At 64.2% G+C, this 17,457-nt stretch carries 21 protein-coding genes; 18 read left to right on the forward strand and 3 right to left on the reverse strand.

The annotated features are described in order from the left end of the window. The first annotated feature begins 83 nt into the window (after positions 1 to 83). On the forward strand, positions 84 to 1,088 hold the full coding sequence (locus tag L9O85_RS05380; RefSeq protein WP_050624491.1) for a LysR family transcriptional regulator: 1,005 nt from the start codon (positions 84 to 86) through the stop codon (positions 1,086 to 1,088). Here the strand turns inward: L9O85_RS05380 and L9O85_RS05385 are convergent. From L9O85_RS05385 to L9O85_RS05395, 3 genes are all read right to left on the reverse strand, one after another. Further along, positions 1,039 to 2,043 carry a uroporphyrinogen decarboxylase family protein gene (locus L9O85_RS05385; protein WP_050624492.1) on the reverse strand — a complete coding sequence of 335 codons (1,005 nt, stop codon included), beginning with the start codon at positions 2,041 to 2,043 and terminating at the stop codon, positions 1,039 to 1,041. The two genes, L9O85_RS05380 and L9O85_RS05385, sit on opposite strands and share 50 nt — an antisense overlap. Before the next feature lie 84 nt (positions 2,044 to 2,127). Next, entirely contained in the window at positions 2,128 to 3,339 is a 1,212-nt protein-coding gene (locus L9O85_RS05390; protein ID WP_050624493.1) for a M24 family metallopeptidase, read from the reverse strand. Positions 3,340 to 3,381: 42 nt separating this feature from the next. Continuing rightward, positions 3,382 to 4,824, reverse strand: a complete 1,443-nt coding sequence (locus tag L9O85_RS05395) for an AbgT family transporter (protein WP_301579792.1) — start codon at positions 4,822 to 4,824, stop codon at positions 3,382 to 3,384. Between the two features lie 595 nt (positions 4,825 to 5,419). Between L9O85_RS05395 and L9O85_RS05400 the strand changes: the two genes are divergently transcribed. From L9O85_RS05400 to L9O85_RS05480, 17 genes are all read left to right on the forward strand, one after another. Next, entirely contained in the window at positions 5,420 to 6,448 is a 1,029-nt protein-coding gene (locus L9O85_RS05400; protein WP_301579793.1) for an NAD/NADP octopine/nopaline dehydrogenase family protein, read from the forward strand. 366 nt (positions 6,449 to 6,814) lie between these two features. Next, positions 6,815 to 7,843, forward strand: coding sequence for a DUF2804 domain-containing protein (locus L9O85_RS05405; RefSeq protein WP_170116236.1), 1,029 nt, complete (start codon positions 6,815 to 6,817; stop codon positions 7,841 to 7,843). 87 nt (positions 7,844 to 7,930) lie between these two features. After that, positions 7,931 to 8,527 (forward strand): RNA polymerase sigma factor, encoded by a 597-nt coding sequence (locus L9O85_RS05410; protein ID WP_301579794.1) that lies wholly within the window; start codon positions 7,931 to 7,933, stop codon positions 8,525 to 8,527. After that, on the forward strand, positions 8,472 to 9,110 hold the full coding sequence (locus L9O85_RS05415) for a hypothetical protein (protein ID WP_133248321.1): 639 nt from the start codon (positions 8,472 to 8,474) through the stop codon (positions 9,108 to 9,110). Before L9O85_RS05410 ends, L9O85_RS05415 begins: the two co-directional genes overlap by 56 nt. 366 nt (positions 9,111 to 9,476) lie before the next feature. Beyond that, entirely contained in the window at positions 9,477 to 10,040 is a 564-nt protein-coding gene (locus L9O85_RS05420) for a M48 family metallopeptidase (protein ID WP_276854093.1), read from the forward strand. Between the two features lie 305 nt (positions 10,041 to 10,345). Further along, positions 10,346 to 10,951 (forward strand): DUF2975 domain-containing protein, encoded by a 606-nt coding sequence (locus L9O85_RS05425; RefSeq protein ID WP_276854095.1) that lies wholly within the window; start codon positions 10,346 to 10,348, stop codon positions 10,949 to 10,951. Positions 10,952 to 10,962: 11 nt separating this feature from the next. Next, positions 10,963 to 11,181, forward strand: coding sequence for a helix-turn-helix domain-containing protein (locus tag L9O85_RS05430; RefSeq protein WP_050624502.1), 219 nt, complete (start codon positions 10,963 to 10,965; stop codon positions 11,179 to 11,181). Further along, entirely contained in the window at positions 11,178 to 11,639 is a 462-nt protein-coding gene (locus L9O85_RS05435) for a hypothetical protein (protein WP_050624503.1), read from the forward strand. The genes L9O85_RS05430 and L9O85_RS05435 overlap by 4 nt, the downstream gene beginning before the upstream one ends. 14 nt (positions 11,640 to 11,653) lie before the next feature. Beyond that, positions 11,654 to 12,115 (forward strand): hypothetical protein, encoded by a 462-nt coding sequence (locus L9O85_RS05440; protein ID WP_301579797.1) that lies wholly within the window; start codon positions 11,654 to 11,656, stop codon positions 12,113 to 12,115. A gap of 75 nt (positions 12,116 to 12,190) precedes the next feature. Further along, a complete protein-coding gene (locus L9O85_RS05445) occupies positions 12,191 to 12,700 on the forward strand; it encodes a hypothetical protein (RefSeq protein WP_108981437.1) in 510 nt (169 codons plus the stop codon). Next, entirely contained in the window at positions 12,684 to 13,145 is a 462-nt protein-coding gene (locus L9O85_RS05450) for a hypothetical protein (RefSeq protein WP_301579800.1), read from the forward strand. The genes L9O85_RS05445 and L9O85_RS05450 overlap by 17 nt, the downstream gene beginning before the upstream one ends. A gap of 5 nt (positions 13,146 to 13,150) precedes the next feature. Further along, positions 13,151 to 13,684, forward strand: a complete 534-nt coding sequence (locus L9O85_RS05455) for a hypothetical protein (RefSeq protein ID WP_301579802.1) — start codon at positions 13,151 to 13,153, stop codon at positions 13,682 to 13,684. Between the two features lie 21 nt (positions 13,685 to 13,705). Continuing rightward, positions 13,706 to 14,143 carry a hypothetical protein gene (locus L9O85_RS05460; RefSeq protein ID WP_277117869.1) on the forward strand — a complete coding sequence of 146 codons (438 nt, stop codon included), beginning with the start codon at positions 13,706 to 13,708 and terminating at the stop codon, positions 14,141 to 14,143. Positions 14,144 to 14,287: 144 nt separating this feature from the next. After that, positions 14,288 to 14,692: a hypothetical protein gene (locus L9O85_RS05465; RefSeq protein ID WP_301579805.1), complete on the forward strand. Its 405-nt coding sequence runs from the start codon at positions 14,288 to 14,290 to the stop codon at positions 14,690 to 14,692. A 222-nt stretch (positions 14,693 to 14,914) separates the two neighbouring features. Beyond that, the gene (locus L9O85_RS05470) at positions 14,915 to 15,196 is read left to right on the forward strand and encodes a YabP/YqfC family sporulation protein (protein WP_050624509.1); all 282 of its coding nucleotides are present in this window, start codon (positions 14,915 to 14,917) and stop codon (positions 15,194 to 15,196) included. 15 nt (positions 15,197 to 15,211) lie between these two features. Then, positions 15,212 to 16,444, forward strand: a complete 1,233-nt coding sequence (locus tag L9O85_RS05475; RefSeq protein WP_050624510.1) for a sporulation protein YqfD — start codon at positions 15,212 to 15,214, stop codon at positions 16,442 to 16,444. A gap of 22 nt (positions 16,445 to 16,466) precedes the next feature. Beyond that, positions 16,467 to 17,456: a PhoH family protein gene (locus L9O85_RS05480; protein ID WP_108981433.1), complete on the forward strand. Its 990-nt coding sequence runs from the start codon at positions 16,467 to 16,469 to the stop codon at positions 17,454 to 17,456. Position 17,457 lies beyond the last annotated feature (1 nt).

A 17,457-nucleotide genomic window follows, 5' to 3' on the forward strand; every position in this document is an offset into this window, starting at 1 on the left:
CTGAAAATGAACACTTGTAAAGCACAAGCAAATCGAATAAAATAAGCAAGAGATAGACAACTGTTTGATTGGAGGAGACGGCCATGTTCAGTCTGACCAGTCTGAAATGCTTCGCGGCGGCGGCGGAGGAGCTGAACTTCACCCGGGCAGCCAAGCGCCTGTTCATCTCGCAGCAGGCCCTGAGCAGCCACATCTCCAAGCTGGAGGAATATTACGGGGTCAGGCTGTTTGACCGGGGCATCCCCATGACCCTGACCGATGCGGGACGGGCCCTGCAGAAGCATGCCCGGGAGATCCTGAGCTCGGTGGACGACTACGCCCGGGAGGTCCAGGACATCAAGAACTTCCGGCAGGGCGAGCTGACCGTGGGCATCCCGGTGACCCGGGGGACCATCATGCTGCCGCCCCTGCTGTCCGCCTTTCATCAGCTCTTCCCCCAGATCCGGCTCCATCTGGTGGAGGGGACCGTCAGCGGGAACATCGCGGATGCGCTGTACGATGGCACAGCCGACCTGTGCATCGGCTATCAGCCCGAAAACACGGAGGAGCTGGCGGTGACGCCGCTGTTTGAGGAAAAGTTCGTGGTGCTGGTCCCTGACCGGCTGATGAAGGAGCACCATCTGGACCGGAAGCTGGGGGAGGGCGCCCTGTCCATGGACCGCTTTGCGGAGCTGCCCTTTGTGGTGCAGCATCCGGAGACCATGAACGGCCGGGTCTTTCAGACCCTGTGCCGGAACGCCGGGATAGAGCCGGAGGTGGTGGTCTCAACCCAGAATCTGATCACGGAGGCATCCCTGTGCATGGAGGGAATGGGGGCCTGTGTGCTGCCTCTGACCTTCCTGTCACCCGACCAGCGGCTCTCCGGCCACGGGAGCACCCCCCTGTTCAGCCAGGAGGGGCTGGACAGGCTCTCTATTTTCCTGCTGGATACCAGCGGGATCGGCCGGTTCCAGATCTCAGTCTGCCGCCTGAAGAGCAAGCTGCTCACCCGGGCGGGCCGGGAATTCATCAGCCTGGCCCGGGAAATTTACAGCGGCGTCAGCGCTGGTCAAATACCGCCTCAATTTCATTTCGAGTCGTCCCGATAAAGGAGAGCATGTCGTCGTCCAGGGGGTAGCGGATGACGCAGCCCGGGGTGAGGATCTGATGCCGTCCGCCCAGGAGCTTGAAGCACTGGAAGATCTGATTCTGGATGGCGCCCCGGTTCTGCTGGGTGATGTCGGTCCGGCTCAGGCCGCCCATGAGGCACTTGCCGGTGAGGGCATAGGCCTCGTCCAGGGCGGGCAGGGATTCCCAGGCGTGCCAGTTGAAGACCTGGACGGGGTAATCCTTGAGGATGTGGAACATGATGTGGTCTCCGTGGCAGTGGATGGTGTTCATCCAGCCCTTCCCGGCGGCCTCCAGCACCCGCAGGTCGTAGGGCTTGCCGTACTCCAGATACTGGCGGTCCGTACACTTGTCATAGGAGCTCATCTGGGAGGCCAGGAAGATCCCGTCGGCCCCCATGTCGATGGCCGCGGCCACCAGCTGGGCGGTGGTCTCGGTGATGACCTCCAGCGCCGCCTTGACATCGTCGCCATGGCCCTCCTCGATGTAGGAGATCAGCTTCCCGCCACTGATCTTGTCTGCGATGGTGATGGGGGTGAAGGCGGTGAAGATGACGGGGACCTCCTCGCCCTTCAGCTTCTCCAGGACCAGCTGCAGATGGCGCAGCTCCCGGGCGTTGCTGCCCTGGGTGCAGGGGCAGACCGTCAGCTTCCGCCAATCGGCGGCGCAGGAGATGGGGGTGCTCACCACCTTGGCCACGCCGCCCTTGACGATCTCGGAGTAGTCCACGGTGCAGCCGAAGTCCTCGATGGCGTACATGCCGTTGTTCATGGTCTTGACGAAGTCGAAGTCATATTTTTTGTAGAACTCATAGGTCTTCTGGGAGATGGCCTCCGGGTCCAGATCGGTGCCCGGCATGTGGGTCCAGAAGGAGTAGGGCATCTTGTCCGGCTTCTCGCCGCGGATGGCGGCCTGGATGCGTTCTTTTTTTGTCATGAGATCACAGCTCCTTTTTTATGGCGCTCTCGTGCGCCTGCGTCAAGCTCCGGCCCGCCTCCAGCAGAGGCGGGCCGGTCAGGTTCAGCCTTTTTTGATGATGATCTTGTCCCGGGGGGAGTTGGTCAAAAACTCGAACCCGTCCTCGGTGATGAGCACTGTGTCGCTGTTGCGCACCGCGCCCAGCTCTGCGCTCATCAGGCCGGGCTCCACCGTGAGGATCATGCCGGGAGCCAGGGGGGCCTTGTTGCCCTTGGTGACGGAGGGGAACTCGTGGGTGGACAGGCCCATCCCATGGCCGCAGCGGCCGGGGAGGATGCTGCCGAAACCGGCGTCCTCGTACTCCTTCATGGCGGCGAAGTACAGGTCCTCGAAGATGGCGCCGGGGCGGAGCATGCGGAAGATGTTGTCCCGGGCCCGGAGCATGGCGTCATAGGCCCGGGTGCGCTCCTCGTTCACATGGCCCACGATGACGGTGCGCTCGTTCTCCACGTTGTAGCCCGCGATCCGCGCCCAGCTCATGGGCATGGTCAGGTCGCCGGGCATGGGGACGTAGCCGGTGGGGCAGTCACAGCCGTAGTTGAGCCGCTCGTTGGACATGCACCAGACCACGAAGGTGTCGATGTCGGCGGTCTCCGAGTTGGAGAAGCCGGACACCTCGTACTGCTGATACTTCTCATGCCAGCGGTTGCGCATGGCGTACTGTCCCTCGGTGGCGGCCTGAGCCTCGCTGGCGCCGCCCTCCAGGGCCTCGATGGCCCGGGTGACACCCAGGTCCACCAGCTCGCCGGAGATGCGGCACATCTTGATCTCGTGGGGGTCCTTGATGAGCCGCAGGTCCACGGCGTCCTGGGCGATATCCACATAGCCCTTGACCTGGAGCTTCGTCTTCAGGCGGTCCAGGAAGTTCATGCTGGCGTAGTCGCCCTCCACGCCCACGGTGAGGGGGCCGCCGCCCAGAAGCTCCCGCATGGCGTCCATGGCGTCCATGGCCACGGCCTGGGTGGCGCCCCACTTGCCGTAGCACAGGACCTTGTCCACCGCGCCCTCATTGACGGCGTGGTCGTGGCGGATGCAGTGGACCAGCAGAAAGGCGTCATCCCGGGTGAGGATGAAGTAGGGGACGTGGCTGATGAGGATGGGGTTGAAGTTGCTGAAGTAGAACACGTTCTCGGGGCGCATGAGGATGGTGACATCCACCCCTTTGCGGGCCATGACGTCCTGCATCTTCCGGATGCGCTCCTTGACATAGCCGCGCAGCTCCGGGCTGGAGCGCTTTTCGTCTAAAACATTCATAGATGACCTCCTGAGATACACATTTTTCATAAAAAGTGAGAGTTACATGGAGAAATGGACCGGGCTGTTGGGACCCAGCGGCAACCCAAGGAAGAAGTAGATCAACAGCTCTGCGACCATGAAGAGGAAGAACGCAATGACGTAAGGCATGGTATTGGACATCAGGGTGCCGAAGCCGGCCTTCTTGTCATATTTCTGGGCCAGGGCCAGCAGCATGCCGAAGTAGGCGTCAGACACATTCATGGGATTGGTAACTGCGTCGCCGATGCGGTAGGCCATCTGGACCAGGGCGGGGGAGTAGCCCATCAGCATGAACATGGGCACGAACACGCTGGCCAGGATGGACCACTTGGTGGAGGCGGAGCCGATCAGCAGATTCAAGAAACAGCACATCAGGACGAACAGAACCAGGATCATCCAGATGGGCAGGCCGGAGGCTTCCAGAGCGTTGGCACCCTTGATCGCAATGACAAGCCCCAGATTGGACCAGTCAAAGTATTTCAGGAACTGGGCAATGAAATAGAAAAGTGCAATATAAGTCGCCATATTGCCCATAGCCGTGCTCATGGCGGCGGCGACATCGTCAAATTTCTTGAAGCGGCCGGAACCATAACCGAAGGCGATGCCGGGGATGGCGAACATCAGGGCGATCAGCACAGTCATGCCAGACATGAGGGGAGCCTTAGAACTGATGAGAGAGCCGTTTTCATCGGCCAGTACGCCAGTGATGCACAACACGACAATGACTGCGATATAGGTCAGAAAAGCAATCAAAGCGGCTTTCAGACCCTTTTGGTCCATAGGGGAAGTCTCATCGGAGATGGGGGAATAGGTTCCGGTGTAGACGCCGAGGCGGGGCTCCACGACCTTTAGGGTGACCAGGGTGGAGACAATGACCAAGCAGACTGCCGATACCGCGGAGAAGTACCAGTTCATGGAGGGACTTAAAGAAATCTCGGGAACCAACATCTGGGCAGCTGCCTCGGTGAAGCCCATGTTGATCACGTCCATGGAGGTAATTAGAATATTGGAAGCAAATGCGCCGGTGACAGAAGCGTAGGCCGCAAACATGCCAGCAAAGGGATTGCGGCCCATGGCAGACCAGAGCATGGCACCCAGAGGGGGAAGAACGACAAAGCCAGCGCCGCCCGCACAGTCGGCCAGAACGCACACAGTGATGAAAACAATAATGATCTTCAGGTCAGCGCCCTTCGCCTTCGCCAGGCCGCGCAGAGCAACCTGGAAAAGGCCGGAGGCCTCGGCCACGCCGACGCCCAGCATACAGGTCAGGGTCAGACCCATGGCAGAGGTGCCAGTGAAGTTGGTAACAAAATTGGTCAACATGCGGATAAAGCCATCTTTGGTGAGCAGGTTGACAACCTCTACGGTCTCACCAGTGACGGGGTTTACCGCGCTGACATTAAAAAAGGAGCAAATTGCAGAGGCAAGAACGACGATAATACAAAGTGAGATAAACAGCAGCATTGGATTGGGGATCTTGTTTCCTAAGACTTCAACACCCCGTAAAAACCGTTCCAACAATCCTTTCTTTTTGACTTCCATTTCCATAGATGGATGACCTCCCTAAGCTTTTCTTGTAATCACACACATTGCAGGGGAATGGAAGATTCCGGACGGCTCGGCTTCCGACACGGAACCTTGTGCCGAAAAGGGTGGGACCCCACTTTTGAACAGAATGTTCCCATCTGTTCATGATAAAGCTATTTTAGTGCCAGACACAAACTAAGTCTAACAGAAAAATGAAAAAATCAACAAGCAATTGGTTGTGACATTGAGGAAGCCATAGGTTTTTCCCCCAGAGCGGCCTGGGGAGCTGCAAAAAATGTCTAAAACCGGCGGATAAATTTTGTATGCTTCTGCATCCCGTGTTTGTGGTCAGGCTCTCAGCCGGGGCCGGGGCTGGAAAACATGAGGGAATATGCCTGGATAAGGCGGCCCGGGGGGTGAGATCTTGGATATTCCGCACAAGGATGGGAAGATGCACGGAAAGAGAGGAGTTGAAAAATTCCCTGCTTTATGCTCTAATAGAACAAACTTTCAAAGGTAGGGGAAGCAGAATATGAAGTTTGCGATTTTGGGAGCGGGAAATACCGGAAAGGCGTACAGCGCATTTTTGTCCCACGGGGGGCATCAGGTCCTTCTCTATGACCGGAGCCAGGAGCGGCTGGCGCCCATCCAGGCCCGGGGGATCTCCGCCACCGGCGTGGTGGAGGGGCGCTTCCCTGTCCCGGTGACCACACAGCTGGAGGACTGCGGGGACAGCGACGTGATCCTGGTGTGCACGGTGGCGGCGGGACACCGCCCGCTGGCGGCGGGGCTGAGGGGCGTGCTGCGGCCGGGGCAGATCATCCTGGTGACCAACTGCTGCTGGGGCGCGGTGGAATTTGATATGGAGCTGGGAGCGGAGGCGGAGCGGAAGGGCTGCCCCATCGGGGAGACGGGGGGACAGCTGATCCTGTGCAGCTCCCCCGCGCCGGACGCGGTCTATCTGAAGACCGTCAAAAAGAGCATGGGACTGGCATGCGTCAGGCCGGAGGATACCGCCGGGGTGCTGGAGCGGCTCGCCCCTGTATTCCCTCAGCTGTGCCCTGCGGCCAATGTGCTGGAGACCTCGCTGAACAACTCCAACCCCATCTCCCACGGGCCGCTGGCCCTGTTCAACATCACCCGGATGGAGAACGGGGAGGACTTCCTGCTCTTCGGGACAGGAGTGACCCCCAGGGTGGCCAGCTTTATGGAGAAGATCGACAGGGAGCGGGTGGCGGTGGTCCGCGCCTGCGGCGTGTCCGCCCCCACAGAGCTGGAGATGCTCAATTCCTTCTGGACGGAGCCCCAGGAGAGCCTGTACAATGTGCTGCACAACACGCCGGCCTATTCCGTCACCAAGGGCCCCAGGACCCTGGACCACCGGTATCTTACGGAGGACCTGCCCTATGGCCTGGTGCCCTATGTGCGCCTGGGCCGAAAGCTGGGGGTGGAGACCCCGTGCCTGGAGGCGCTGATCGGGATGTTCGGACTGTATATGGACCAGGATTATTTCCAGCAGGGGCCGGAGGTGGAACAGCTGGACCTGTCCCGGTACCGGTAAGACCAGCGGGGGCCGCACGGATGTGCGGCCCCCGCTGCAGCTTGTCGAACCCCCCCTCCCACATGAAGCCTCGCAGAGTTCCGTCGCCCGCAGGCGACGGAATTCAATTTAAATCCGTCATTTCCGAGGACATGAGCCTCGGAAATGACACTTCTCATGGCGGGCGGGGCGACTATTTCGCATGAAATCGAGTCCCACACGCCATGCAGCCTCTTCTCGAAAAAGGCACTTGTGCCTTTTTCGAGAGTCTCCAACGGGGGCCGCACGGATGTGCGGCCCCCGTTGGCCCTTTCTTTTCCCTGAGATCGATGGTAAAATAGCCCTGTGGAACGCCGGCGGGACTCCGGCGGAAAGGAGGCACGACTGATGCAGCATGAGATCACACAGGCCATCCCGCTGCTGGACGAGCAGGGGGAGCTGACCCAGCCGGGGTGGGCCCGGAGGCTGCTGCCTGTGTACGACCGCTCCAAGGTGAGGGGCGGCCCTCTCCGTCTGAAGGAGAGGGACTGCTATCTGGTGATGAACCGCCAGTGCGCCCTGGCCCTCACCATTTCGGACAACCGCTACATGGGGATGGACTCCATCTCCCTGATCGACCTCTGGGAGGGATGGCAGGTGACCCGCAGCCCCATGCGGCTCATGCCTCTGGGCGGGACAGGGCTGCCCCAGAGCTCTCTCCGGGGCAGCTGCGCCAGGGCCGGGCGGGGCTACGGCCTGCTGTTCCAGCATGAGGGAGAGGGGCGCACCCTCCACGCCCATATGGACCGCTTCCGGGACGGGCAGGCGCTGGACGCCCAGATCCTGCTCACCCAGGAGCCGGAGGAGTCCATCGTGATGTGCACGCCCTTTGAAAAGCCGGGGCAGTTCTATTTCAACCAGAAGATCAACTGCATGCGGGCCCAGGGAAAGGTCACTCTGGGGGACCGGGAGTATGTCTTTGACCCGGAGGACTCCTTCGCGGTGCTGGACTGGGGCAGAGGGGTGTGGACCTGCCGCGGCACCTGGTACTGGGGCTCCGCCTCCGGCATGGTGGACGGGGTCCCATTCGGCTTCAACATCGGATACGGCTTCGGGGACACCTCCGCCGCCACGGAGAACGCCCTGTTTTATGGCGGGAAACTCCACAAGCTCTCCCAGGTGACCTTCCATATCCCACGGAAGAACGGACGGGAGCACTACCTGGCCCCCTGGACCTTCGACAGCGACGACCGGCGCTTTCGGATGAAGTTCCGCCCCATCCTGGACCGGGCGGCCTGCCCCAGTGCCGGCGTGGTGCGGTCCGGCCAGCACCAGGTATTCGGCAGCTTCACCGGCACCGCGGTGCTGGACGACGGCACGGCGGTCCGGCTGAAGGAGCTTCTGGGCTTCGCGGAGAAGGTGGACGACCGCTGGTAGGCAAGATTCAGACAAATACGCCGCAAATTGAAACCAAAAGCCCGTCTTCTGTGTTTATAGGGGTGAAACGCGTTTCAGGGAAAGGATGTGACACCCATTCAGGAACAGGAGATGTGGCGGGCCCTGCGCCGGGGGGACCCCCGGGGGCTGGAGGAGCTGATGAGCCGCTATACCCCCTATGTGGCCGCGGTGGCCGCCCGGGTGCTGCCCGGCCGGCCCCAGGACTGGGAGGAGCTGACAGCGGACGTGTTCCTGTCGGCCTGGGAGCACCGGAAGGCGCTGCGCCCGGAGCAGATCCGGGGCTGGCTGGGAAAGGTGGCCCGGAACCGGGCGCTGAACCGCCTGCGGGCCAGCCGGGAGATCCTGGCGCTGGAGGAGGACGTGCTCTGTCTGGCGGAGGACGGCCCCCAGCGCCTGCTGGAGGAGCGGGAGCAGGCGGAGCTGGTCCGGCGGGCCCTGGGAGAGCTGGAGAGGCCGGACCGGGAGCTCTTCGTCCGGCACTACTACTACGGCCAGACGGTGGCCCGGGCGGCGGAGGAGATGGGGCTCAACCCGTCCACCGCCAAGACCCGGCTCCGCCGGGGCCGGGAGAAGCTGAAGGAACATTTGCGGAAAGCGGGGTTTTGTGTTGAAGAAGCTGAAGATCTCAAGCCTGATGAACGAGTATCAGGATCAGGAGAGTGAGCCTGTCCCCCAGCCGGGACTGGTGGATGGGGAGCGGGTGCGCCAGCGGGTGCTGGGACAGGTGGCCGGACGGAGAAGACGGAAGCTCCGCCGGGCCGTGATCGCGGCCGTGGCCGCGGCGGCCTGCCTGGGCCTGGTGGCCTGGACCTGGGGAGAGAGGATCTATCAGATGGCCTCCGGAGGCCAGGTGACCATCGGAGAGGGCTATGGGTCCGTCACCATGTCGGACGGGAAGGGAGAAGAGGGGGAGCCGCTGGTGGTCTCTCTGGAAGCGGGACGGCTGTGGTTCGTGGCCGGCGGCGAGCGGACCGATATCACCGATCTGGTGGACGAGGACACCCCCTACGTCCACACCTACACCGACGGGGAGGGGGTGCTCCACTATTTCCTGGTGGGGGGCACCCCGGAGGACTACGGCTGGTTTGAAGGGCTGAAAGCCCCGGACGGCAGCGGCGGCGGCGCCGGTGTGCTGAGCAGCGTGGTGCCGGAGCCGGGAACCGTGGAGACGGCGGAGGAGCCCGGATGGTACACGGCGGGAACGGCGCAGGTCCAGGCCCTCTGGCGGGCCCAGCAGGGAAAATAAAATGGGAGAAGCGGGCGGCTGTCAGGCCGCCCGCGGCCTTTGTTTGGGGAGAAATGCCGGCCCACGGGCCGTGTGCCGTGGCTTCGGGCCCTGTATGGTGCGCACCCCTCCCGGCCCCTGTGCAGGGGCGAGGCCCAGACCCGCCCGGCCTTCTGGGGCGATTGCCCTCCTCATCCGGCACAGCATATGCCGCCCTGCACAGGGGCTGAGGAGAGGGGCGCCGTTGTACGACCCGAACCGGCCGCCGGGAGAGCGGTATGGGGGGAGCACACCGGGCGGAGCTGAGGCACTCACCGCCCTTGCATTTTCTCCAAAATTCTGTTATCCTCCATGGAAAGACTGGGTACAGAGAGGGGGCGGAACAGGATGGAGCAGCTGCGGATCACGGACACTCCGGCGGGGCCCATCTCCTATCTGCTCACCCGAAAGCGGGTGAAAAACCTCAACCTCCGGGTCCGGAACGGTCAGGTGAGCCTGTCGATGCCGCTGGGCTGCCCGGCAGAGGAGGCGGACGCCATGGTCCGGGCCAAATGCCGGTGGATCATCCAGGCGCTGGAGCGGCAGTGGGCCCCGGGGCCGGAGCTGCCGCCGGAGCCCGCCCGGCGGGAGTGCCTGCGGCTGCTGGGGGAGGCGCTGGATCGGGTCTATCCTCTGGTGCAGCCCCTTGGGGTGGCCTGGCCGGAGCTGAGGCTGCGCCGTATGAAGAGCCAGTGGGGCAACTGCCACTGGCGGCAGGGCTACATCACCCTGAACACCGCCCTGGCCCGCTGCCCGGAGACCCTGCGGGACTATGTGGCCCTCCATGAGCTGGTCCACTTTGTCCACCCGGACCACGGGCCGGGCTTTTACGGGCTGATGGACCGGCTGATGCCGGACTGGCGGCAGCGGCGGAAGGAGCTGCGGCGCTATGGCGGGGCACTGGTGGGATGACGGCCCCCTCACCCCGGCGCGGCAGGGGGCTCTGGTTGTACGATCCCGTGCAAATAGGGCCCCGTAACAGTAACAGAGATAGTAATGGAAAAGAAACAGTTATCTCTGTAATAGGAACAGTCAGTGTGGCGCCGCGTGCGCTGGTGAGAGAAAGAGAGAGCGGTTTTTGAAGGGATGCGTCTCCGGACTCCCCCGTCCGGAGGTTTCTTTTCCCTTTGGATTTATCGAAAAACGATAAAAATATATTGACAATCGTGTTTTAAGGTGGTAGGATATGGGCAATTACAAAGGAGGGAGCCGCGCTCATGGAACACAACGTGGTCGTCCGCATGGCCAAGGTCCTGTATGGGATGGTGCTGGCGGTATTTGTCTTCAATCTGCTGGTCCTGCCTCTGGTGCCGGGCTATACCATGATGGCCTATGAGGGGATGGGGATGGGACACCCCAGCATCAGCTCCCTGATGGGGACCATGCGCTCCCTGCTGGGGGCTGGTGTGCCCGCATGGGAGATCCTGGTGGTGCGGCCCCTGGCCATGCTGGGAGGCGACTGGTCGGGGTACGGGCCGGAGGTGTGGTGGAGCGCGGCCTTTTTCCTGGGCTGCGGCATCTGTACCGCCGTGCTCCTGTGGCAGGCCCGGTGCATCCTGTCCACGATCATCGCCCAGACTCCCTTTCAGCGGTCCAATGCCCGGTCCATGAAGCGGGCGGCGGCCAGCTGCTGGGGCATCGCCCTGCTGGCGGCAGTGCGGATGGCGGTGTGGTTCCTGCGGCTGAGGAGCGCAGCCCCGCTGTTCACCTTCACAGCCTTGTTCATTCCGGTGTCGCTGATGGCGGGCCTGCTTTTCCTGGTGATGTCTGCCCTGTTCCGCCAGGCGGCGGAGCTGAAAGAGGACCAGGACCTGACCATCTGAGGGGGCGGAGCATGAAGATCGTAGTCAACCTGGACGTGATGATGGCCAGGCGCAAGATGTCCCTGGGGGAGCTGGCCCAGAAAGTGGACATCACCATGGCCAACCTGTCCATCCTGAAGAACAACAAGGCGAGGGCTATCCGCTTTTCCACTCTGGAGGCCATCTGTGCCGCCCTGGACTGCCAGCCCGGGGATATTCTGGAATTCGTGCCGGAGGAGGGAGACCGATGAAGGCGCTGCCCATTCTGCTGGTCCTTCTGATGCTGTGGAGCGCCATCTGGAGGCCCGGCCCGGGGGACTATGTGGCCCGGGAGCTGGAGCTGGAGCTCCCCACGGCCCAGACAACGGACACCTATGACGACCACGGCGGCTTCCACGGGGACGGCCTGCTCCACACGGAGCTGACCTTCTCCCCGGAGGACGGGGCCCGGGTGGAGGAGGCGGTGTCCCACCATCCCTCGGGCAGGTGGAACCCCTTCCCCATGGACGACAAGATGGAGTCCTTCCTCTACCGGGGCGGGGCGGCGGAGCTGGCGGGCTGGACGGTGCCGGAGCGCGGATGGTGGTATCTGCTGGACCGGCAGGAGGACCGGGAGGGCAGCATGTTCCAGCGATCCTCATTCAACTACACCCTGGCGGTGTACGACAGCGCCGCCGCCACCCTGTCCTATCTGGAATTTGACACCTGAGGAGGGAGAGCGGGATGGAGCGGAGGGAAAAGAGGGCGCTGGCCTTTCTGCTGGCCGCCTCGCTGCTCTGCCTGGCCCTGGTGGGCCTGGCCGCCGGGGACCCTCCGGCGGAACGGGCGGAGGCCCTCTTCCGGGCCGGGCGGGAGGAGTTCGACCGGGCGGCGGCGGAGCTGCTGGCGGGGAATGGGCCGGCGGAGCTGCCCCGGGGCGTGACGGAGGTCACCCTCTACCCGGCGGGGGAGGGGCGGGCCCAGACCGTGGAGTTCCTCTGCGGAGGCTGGGGGGTGGGCCCCTCCACCAGCTATTGGGGGATCAGCCATGTGCCCTCAGACGTCCTGACAGGCTTCCAGGGGGCGGCGCTGTCGGGCTGGGAGCCCTGGGACGGCGGCTGGCTCTGGAGAGAGGCGGGGGGCGACAACCGCTGCTTTGTGCGCAGGCTGGAGCCCGGGTGGTTCTGCTTTGAGATGCGGTTCTGACCGCTCCAACGGCGCGGCCCGGTGTGCGTTTTAAGGTAACATAAACTATAATATGGTAAACTCTGGAGGAAACACATGCCTGTGGTGATGCTGCTTTTGATCCTGATGCCCCTGACCATGGCGGGGGAGCTGTGCATGCTGTGCCAGTGTCTGCTTCTGGGGCGGGGCCGGGCGCGCCGAAGGCTGGCCCTTCTGGCCGGGGCCGTCCTGCTCCTGCTGGCGGTCTGGCTGGGGGGCGGCGCCCTGCTGGAGACGGCGGGCCTGGGCTGGCGGCGGTGGGTGTCCGGCGGACTGGTGGCGGCAGCTGCCATCGCCGCGGCTGCGCTGGCCCTCCTCCTGCCCCGGGAGCTGCATACGCTGCTCCCGGGGGCAGAGAGCCTGGGCAGGATCTGCTCCTATCTGACTGTGCTGGTGCTGGCGGCCTGTCTTGGGCTGCTGTCCATGCTGGGGCTGTGGAGGGATCGGGTCAGGGAGTGGGAGGGGCAGACCGTGGTGGCGGAGTACAGCGGCATTTTCCGGGAGACTGGATACCGTTATGTAAACTGGTTCGTCCACGGGGAGCAGGTCTATGTGTGGGAGGACTGAGACAGTGGAGTGGCGGCGGATGGTCCGGGCCCTGGCGGGGGCGGCGGCGGTCCTGACAGTCCGGTACGGGGGCGGCTTCCTGCTGGCGCTGGCCGGCCTGGGCTGGCGGTGCTGGGTCCGAAACCTGATGGTGCTGGCACTGTGCGTCCTCCTCTTCCAGGGGATCTGGTATGGGCTCCAGGCCCTGGGGGAGCGCCCCCGGGTCCGGGGGCGCTGGCCGGAGATCGTCCTGGGTCTGGCCGGCGGCGCGGCTCTGGTGGGGCTGGCGCTCTTCCTTCTCCTGTTCGTCTTTTTCCTGCGGGATTATGACCGAGTCAGCGAGTGGGAGGGACAGACCGTGGTGGCGGAGTACAGGGGGATCGACCGGGGGAGCCATCAGTGCCCCAGGGTCTGCCGATATGAAAGCTGGCTCCTCCGGGGGGAGGAGCTGGGGCCCGGGAGGTGACGGGGATGGACACTGTGAGCTGGCTCAGCTTTTTTACCGCCTCCGGCCTGGGGGCGGCCCTGGGGGTGCTGTCCCTGACGGCGCTGGGGGCCTGCCTGTATCTGAGAGCCCCAGGGCAGAGGCGGCTGGCCATCCTGGCCGCGGCGCTGGGCTGTGTGCTGGTCCTCCAGTATGGGGGCGGTGCCCTGCTGGAAGAACGGGGGCTCTTCTGGCGGGGGTGGGTCCAGACCGCCCTGTCTCTGACCGGGGGCGGGCTGGCTGTCCTCCTGCTGGCGGGGACCATCCGGGGCCTGGGGGCGCTCTGCCTGGGGAAAGACTGGGTGACAGCGGTGTGCGTCCTGGGCTGTGCGGCAGCCCTGCTGGGGGCGGCCGCCTGCGCCGGAGCGGGGCTTGTGGGAAGCGGCGGGAGAGAACAGGTGGTCCGCCTGGCGGGAGAGACCCTGGTGGTCCGGGATGGGGATCTGCTCCACCAGGTGGGATGGCGTTATGTAAATTTGTTCGTGCATGGAGAGCCGCTGGCCTGTTGGCGGGTCTCATAAAAAGAGAGGAGGAACACAGCGATGAACGCAGCGGAAATGAAGAGGGCGGCGGGCCGGGCTCTGGAACTGGGGCTGACGGCAGTGCTGACCGTCCCCGTGGTCCTGGTCATACTGGCGGCCGCGGCGGCGGCGGTGTGGCTGTGGGCGAGCCGCATGCTGCCCCAGCCGGTCTATGAGCCGGAGACCTTCACCCAGGCCCGGTGGGAGGAGCTGGATGACCGGGGCGTGCTGGTAGACAGCCTGCTGGAGCAGTACGACGGGCTGGAGGGCATGGATCTGGCGGAGGTGCAGGCCCTGCTGGGGGAGCACCCCTATACCCGGGAGGACCCGGAGGTGGGGATGTACCGGGACGGCTACTACATCGGCGCGGGCCGGGAGAACAGCGGCCGGGAGGAGGTCATGGTGCTCCAGTTCCGGGACGGGGAAGTGATCCGGGTGGAGTTTGAAGACGCCGGCTGACCGGAGGGGGCGCCTTCCGCCGGACCGGTCCAATGGGACGGAGGGGCAGGCCCCGCCCTACACAGAGGCCGGAGGGCGGTGCACATTGGACCCTGCGGAGAAAAACGGGCCCCGAAGAAACGGCCGCCCCTTTGGGGGACACCTATGGAAGGACAAAAGCTCCAGGACACAGAAAGGACGAATGAAGTGGGGTACGGATGGATGAACTTGGGGAGCCTGCTGCTGGGCCTGACCGCCTGGGGCATCCCAGCGGTGTATTTCTCCCGGAGAAAGCCGGGCGGGGACCGGGCAGGGCTGGCCTGTCTCCTCAGCATGGCGGCCTGCGCCGGGGCCCTGTTTTTGCAGGTCCTCTACAACAAGCATCTGGTGGAGCTCCAGGACTGGTCCGCCCTGATGGACACCAGCGGAGCGGTGGCCTGGGTGTCCGTCCTCCTGCTGGCGGTGACGCTGATCCTTGACCTGTTCTGCCTGTGGGCGGAGGGAAAGCTGAATGGGGAGGAGCGGGGCAAGGGCGGCCCGGAGGAGCCGGAGATACGAAGGGAGGCGTGAGGCGGCGCTCCGGCCGCCCATCCCGCGCCGCCGCTCCCATGAACAGAGAAAAAAAGACGGCCAGCAGCCCCGTGGGACTGCTGAGGACAGCCGCCGCCCGGTTTCCGGGCGGCGGCTGTTCCTGTCCGGGACTGCCCGCCCTGCTGGGGCGGGGCCGGCGCGGAAAAATCGGGTACAACTTTTCCCATCCTCCCTCATACACATAAGCAGAGGTGATGCGCCATGGAGAAAAAACCGCGCCGGGAGGGGCTTTTGGAAAAGACGGCAGAGCTGTTCGATCTGCCTGCGGACGCCCTGGCCGGACTGCCCAAGGTGGAGCTGGTGGGGGACCGGGAGCTGCGGATCGAGAACCACCGGGGCATCCTGGCCTACGGAACGGAGGAGATCCACGTCAGCGGCGGGGCCTTCGTCATCCAGATCACCGGCCAGGGGCTGGAGCTGCGGGCCATGACCGGGCTGGAGCTGCTCATCACCGGCCGCATCGCCGGCATCCAGCTGGCCTGAGGGGAGGGAACGCGCGTGCAGTGGATCGTGAACCGGCTGCGGGGGGAGCTGCGGGTGGTGGCCCGGGGACCCTTCCCGGAGCGCCTGATGAACGTGTGCGCCCAGAATGGGATCTCCTTCTGGGCCCTGGAGTGGCGGGATGGGCACACCCTGTCCATGACGGTGCGGCAGGAGGACCGGAAGCAGCTGTGGAAGCTGGCGGAGCGGGTGGGCTGCACCGTGGAGACGGAGGGGAGCCGGGGCCTGCCCGCCTTTCTGGCCCGCTTCCGCACCCGGTATGCCTTTCTGGCGGGGTTCGCACTGTCCCTGGCAGCGGTGTGCATCCTGTCCAGCTTCGTGCTCACCATCCAGGTGACAGGGAACGAGACCGTCCCCACTGGGGTGATCCTCAGCGAGCTGCGGCGGCTGGGGGTGCGGCCCGGGGCATACGGTCCGGCCCTGGAGCGGCGGCAGATCGCCGAGGAGGCCCTGCTGTCCCTGGATGAGCTGTCCTGGATGTCCCTGAACCTCCACGGCACCCGGCTGGAGGTGCAGGTGCGGGAGGCGGTCCAGCCCCCCGAGCTGACCCAGGAGGAGGGCCACTACCACGTGGTGTCAAAGGCGGACGGCATCGTGACCCGGGTGGAGACCATGGACGGGGAGGCGGCGGTGAAGGAGGGGGACACAGTGACGGAGGGGGAGATCCTCATCAGCGGCACGGTGAGCATGGAGCCCCCCATGTACAGCGACCAGCCGGTGCGCTACTACCAGACCCACGCCCGGGGCCGGGTGGAGGCCAGGACCTGGCGCACCCTCACCGCGTCCATCCCGCTCACCGCCCAGGTCAAGGCGTACACAGGAGAGGAAAAAAGCCGCTTTACCCTGACGGTCCTGGGATATCCCGTGGAATTTTATCAAAACGCTGGCATTTCCTGGCCCTGGTATGATAAAATAAGTACAGTGTACCAGGCCGGGCTGCCCGGCGGGCTCACGCTCCCCCTGTCCTGGACGGTGGAGCGGTACCGGGCCTATGAGCCCGTCCAGACGGAGGTGGACCGCACCGCCGCCCAGACTCTGCTGGAGGAGCGCCTGCTGGCGCAGCTGAAGGAGCAGATCGGGGAGGAGGGCCGGGTGGTCTCCACCTACTACACCGCCCGGGCGGCGGACAGCTGGCTGGAGGTCACCCTCACCGCCGAGTGCCGGGAGGAGATCGGCCGGGAGGTGCCCGCGGCACCGGACGCCGGAGACAGCGCCCCGGAACAACCATAACAAGTAAGGAGATTTCCTGCAAATGACAGAACAGAGCATCAGCCTGGAGCGGCTGGAGGAGACCATCAACGTGTTCGGCTCCTTTGACGAGAACATCCGTATCATTGAGGGCGAGATGGAGGTCTCGGTGGTGAGCCGGGACTCCATGCTGAAGGTGAGCGGCGAGAACGCGGAAAACGTGATGTACGCGGTCAAGGCCATCGAGGCCCTCATGTCCCTCTCCTCCCGGGGGGAGGCCATCAACGAGCAGAACGTGCGCTATATCATCCAGCTGGTCCGCAGCGGCAACGAGAGCCAGATCAGCCAGCTGGCGGGGGACGTGCTGTGCGTCACCGCCAAGGGGCGGCCCATCAAGGCCAAGACCCTGGGACAGAAGAAGTATGTGGAGGCCATCAAGAAGAATGTGGTCACCCTGGGCATCGGCCCCGCCGGCACCGGCAAGACCTATCTGGCGGTGGCGGCGGCGGTGGCCGCCTTCCGGGCCAAGGAGGTCAACCGCATCATCCTCACCCGCCCCGCAGTGGAGGCGGGTGAGCGGCTGGGCTTCCTGCCTGGGGATCTCCAGTCCAAGGTGGACCCCTATCTGCGGCCCCTGTACGACGCCCTGTTCGACATGCTGGGCGCGGAGACCTACAACAAGTATCTGGAGCGGGGGAACATCGAGGTGGCCCCCCTGGCCTATATGCGGGGCCGCACCCTGGACGACAGCTTCATCATCCTGGACGAGGCCCAGAACACCTCCCGGGAACAGATGAAGATGTTCCTCACCCGCCTGGGCTTCGGCTCCAAGATCGTCATCACCGGCGACATCACCCAAATCGACCTGCCTGCGGACAAGGTCTCCGGCCTGCGGGAGGCTATGCGGGTGCTCAAGGGGGTGGAGGACATCTCCATCTGCCGCCTGACGGAGAGCGACGTGGTCCGCCACGTGCTGGTCCAGCGGATCATCAAGGCCTATGAGGAGGACGAGGAGCGCCGCGGTCCCAAAAAGGACAGGCGGGAGCGGCCCTGAC

Source organism: Lawsonibacter asaccharolyticus (genome assembly GCF_022453915.1).
Classification (GTDB): domain Bacteria; phylum Bacillota; class Clostridia; order Oscillospirales; family Oscillospiraceae; genus Lawsonibacter; species Lawsonibacter asaccharolyticus.

Excerpts from the sequence above, each read along its gene's own strand:
- L9O85_RS05380 (WP_050624491.1), top strand. The coding sequence starts at position 84 with ATGTTCAGTCTGACCAGTCTGAAATGCTTCGCGGCGGCGGCGGAGGAG.
- L9O85_RS05385 (WP_050624492.1), bottom strand. The coding sequence starts at position 2,043 with ATGACAAAAAAAGAACGCATCCAGGCCGCCATCCGCGGCGAGAAGCCG.
- L9O85_RS05390 (WP_050624493.1), bottom strand. The coding sequence starts at position 3,339 with ATGAATGTTTTAGACGAAAAGCGCTCCAGCCCGGAGCTGCGCGGCTAT.
- L9O85_RS05395 (WP_301579792.1), bottom strand. The coding sequence starts at position 4,824 with ATGCTGCTGTTTATCTCACTTTGTATTATCGTCGTTCTTGCCTCTGCA.
- L9O85_RS05400 (WP_301579793.1), top strand. The coding sequence starts at position 5,420 with ATGAAGTTTGCGATTTTGGGAGCGGGAAATACCGGAAAGGCGTACAGC.
- L9O85_RS05405 (WP_170116236.1), top strand. The coding sequence starts at position 6,815 with ATGCAGCATGAGATCACACAGGCCATCCCGCTGCTGGACGAGCAGGGG.
- L9O85_RS05420 (WP_276854093.1), top strand. The coding sequence starts at position 9,477 with ATGGAGCAGCTGCGGATCACGGACACTCCGGCGGGGCCCATCTCCTAT.
- L9O85_RS05425 (WP_276854095.1), top strand. The coding sequence starts at position 10,346 with ATGGAACACAACGTGGTCGTCCGCATGGCCAAGGTCCTGTATGGGATG.
- L9O85_RS05430 (WP_050624502.1), top strand. The coding sequence starts at position 10,963 with ATGAAGATCGTAGTCAACCTGGACGTGATGATGGCCAGGCGCAAGATG.
- L9O85_RS05435 (WP_050624503.1), top strand. The coding sequence starts at position 11,178 with ATGAAGGCGCTGCCCATTCTGCTGGTCCTTCTGATGCTGTGGAGCGCC.
- L9O85_RS05440 (WP_301579797.1), top strand. The coding sequence starts at position 11,654 with ATGGAGCGGAGGGAAAAGAGGGCGCTGGCCTTTCTGCTGGCCGCCTCG.
- L9O85_RS05445 (WP_108981437.1), top strand. The coding sequence starts at position 12,191 with ATGCCTGTGGTGATGCTGCTTTTGATCCTGATGCCCCTGACCATGGCG.
- L9O85_RS05450 (WP_301579800.1), top strand. The coding sequence starts at position 12,684 with ATGTGTGGGAGGACTGAGACAGTGGAGTGGCGGCGGATGGTCCGGGCC.
- L9O85_RS05455 (WP_301579802.1), top strand. The coding sequence starts at position 13,151 with ATGGACACTGTGAGCTGGCTCAGCTTTTTTACCGCCTCCGGCCTGGGG.
- L9O85_RS05460 (WP_277117869.1), top strand. The coding sequence starts at position 13,706 with ATGAACGCAGCGGAAATGAAGAGGGCGGCGGGCCGGGCTCTGGAACTG.
- L9O85_RS05465 (WP_301579805.1), top strand. The coding sequence starts at position 14,288 with ATGGAAGGACAAAAGCTCCAGGACACAGAAAGGACGAATGAAGTGGGG.
- L9O85_RS05470 (WP_050624509.1), top strand. The coding sequence starts at position 14,915 with ATGGAGAAAAAACCGCGCCGGGAGGGGCTTTTGGAAAAGACGGCAGAG.
- L9O85_RS05480 (WP_108981433.1), top strand. The coding sequence starts at position 16,467 with ATGACAGAACAGAGCATCAGCCTGGAGCGGCTGGAGGAGACCATCAAC.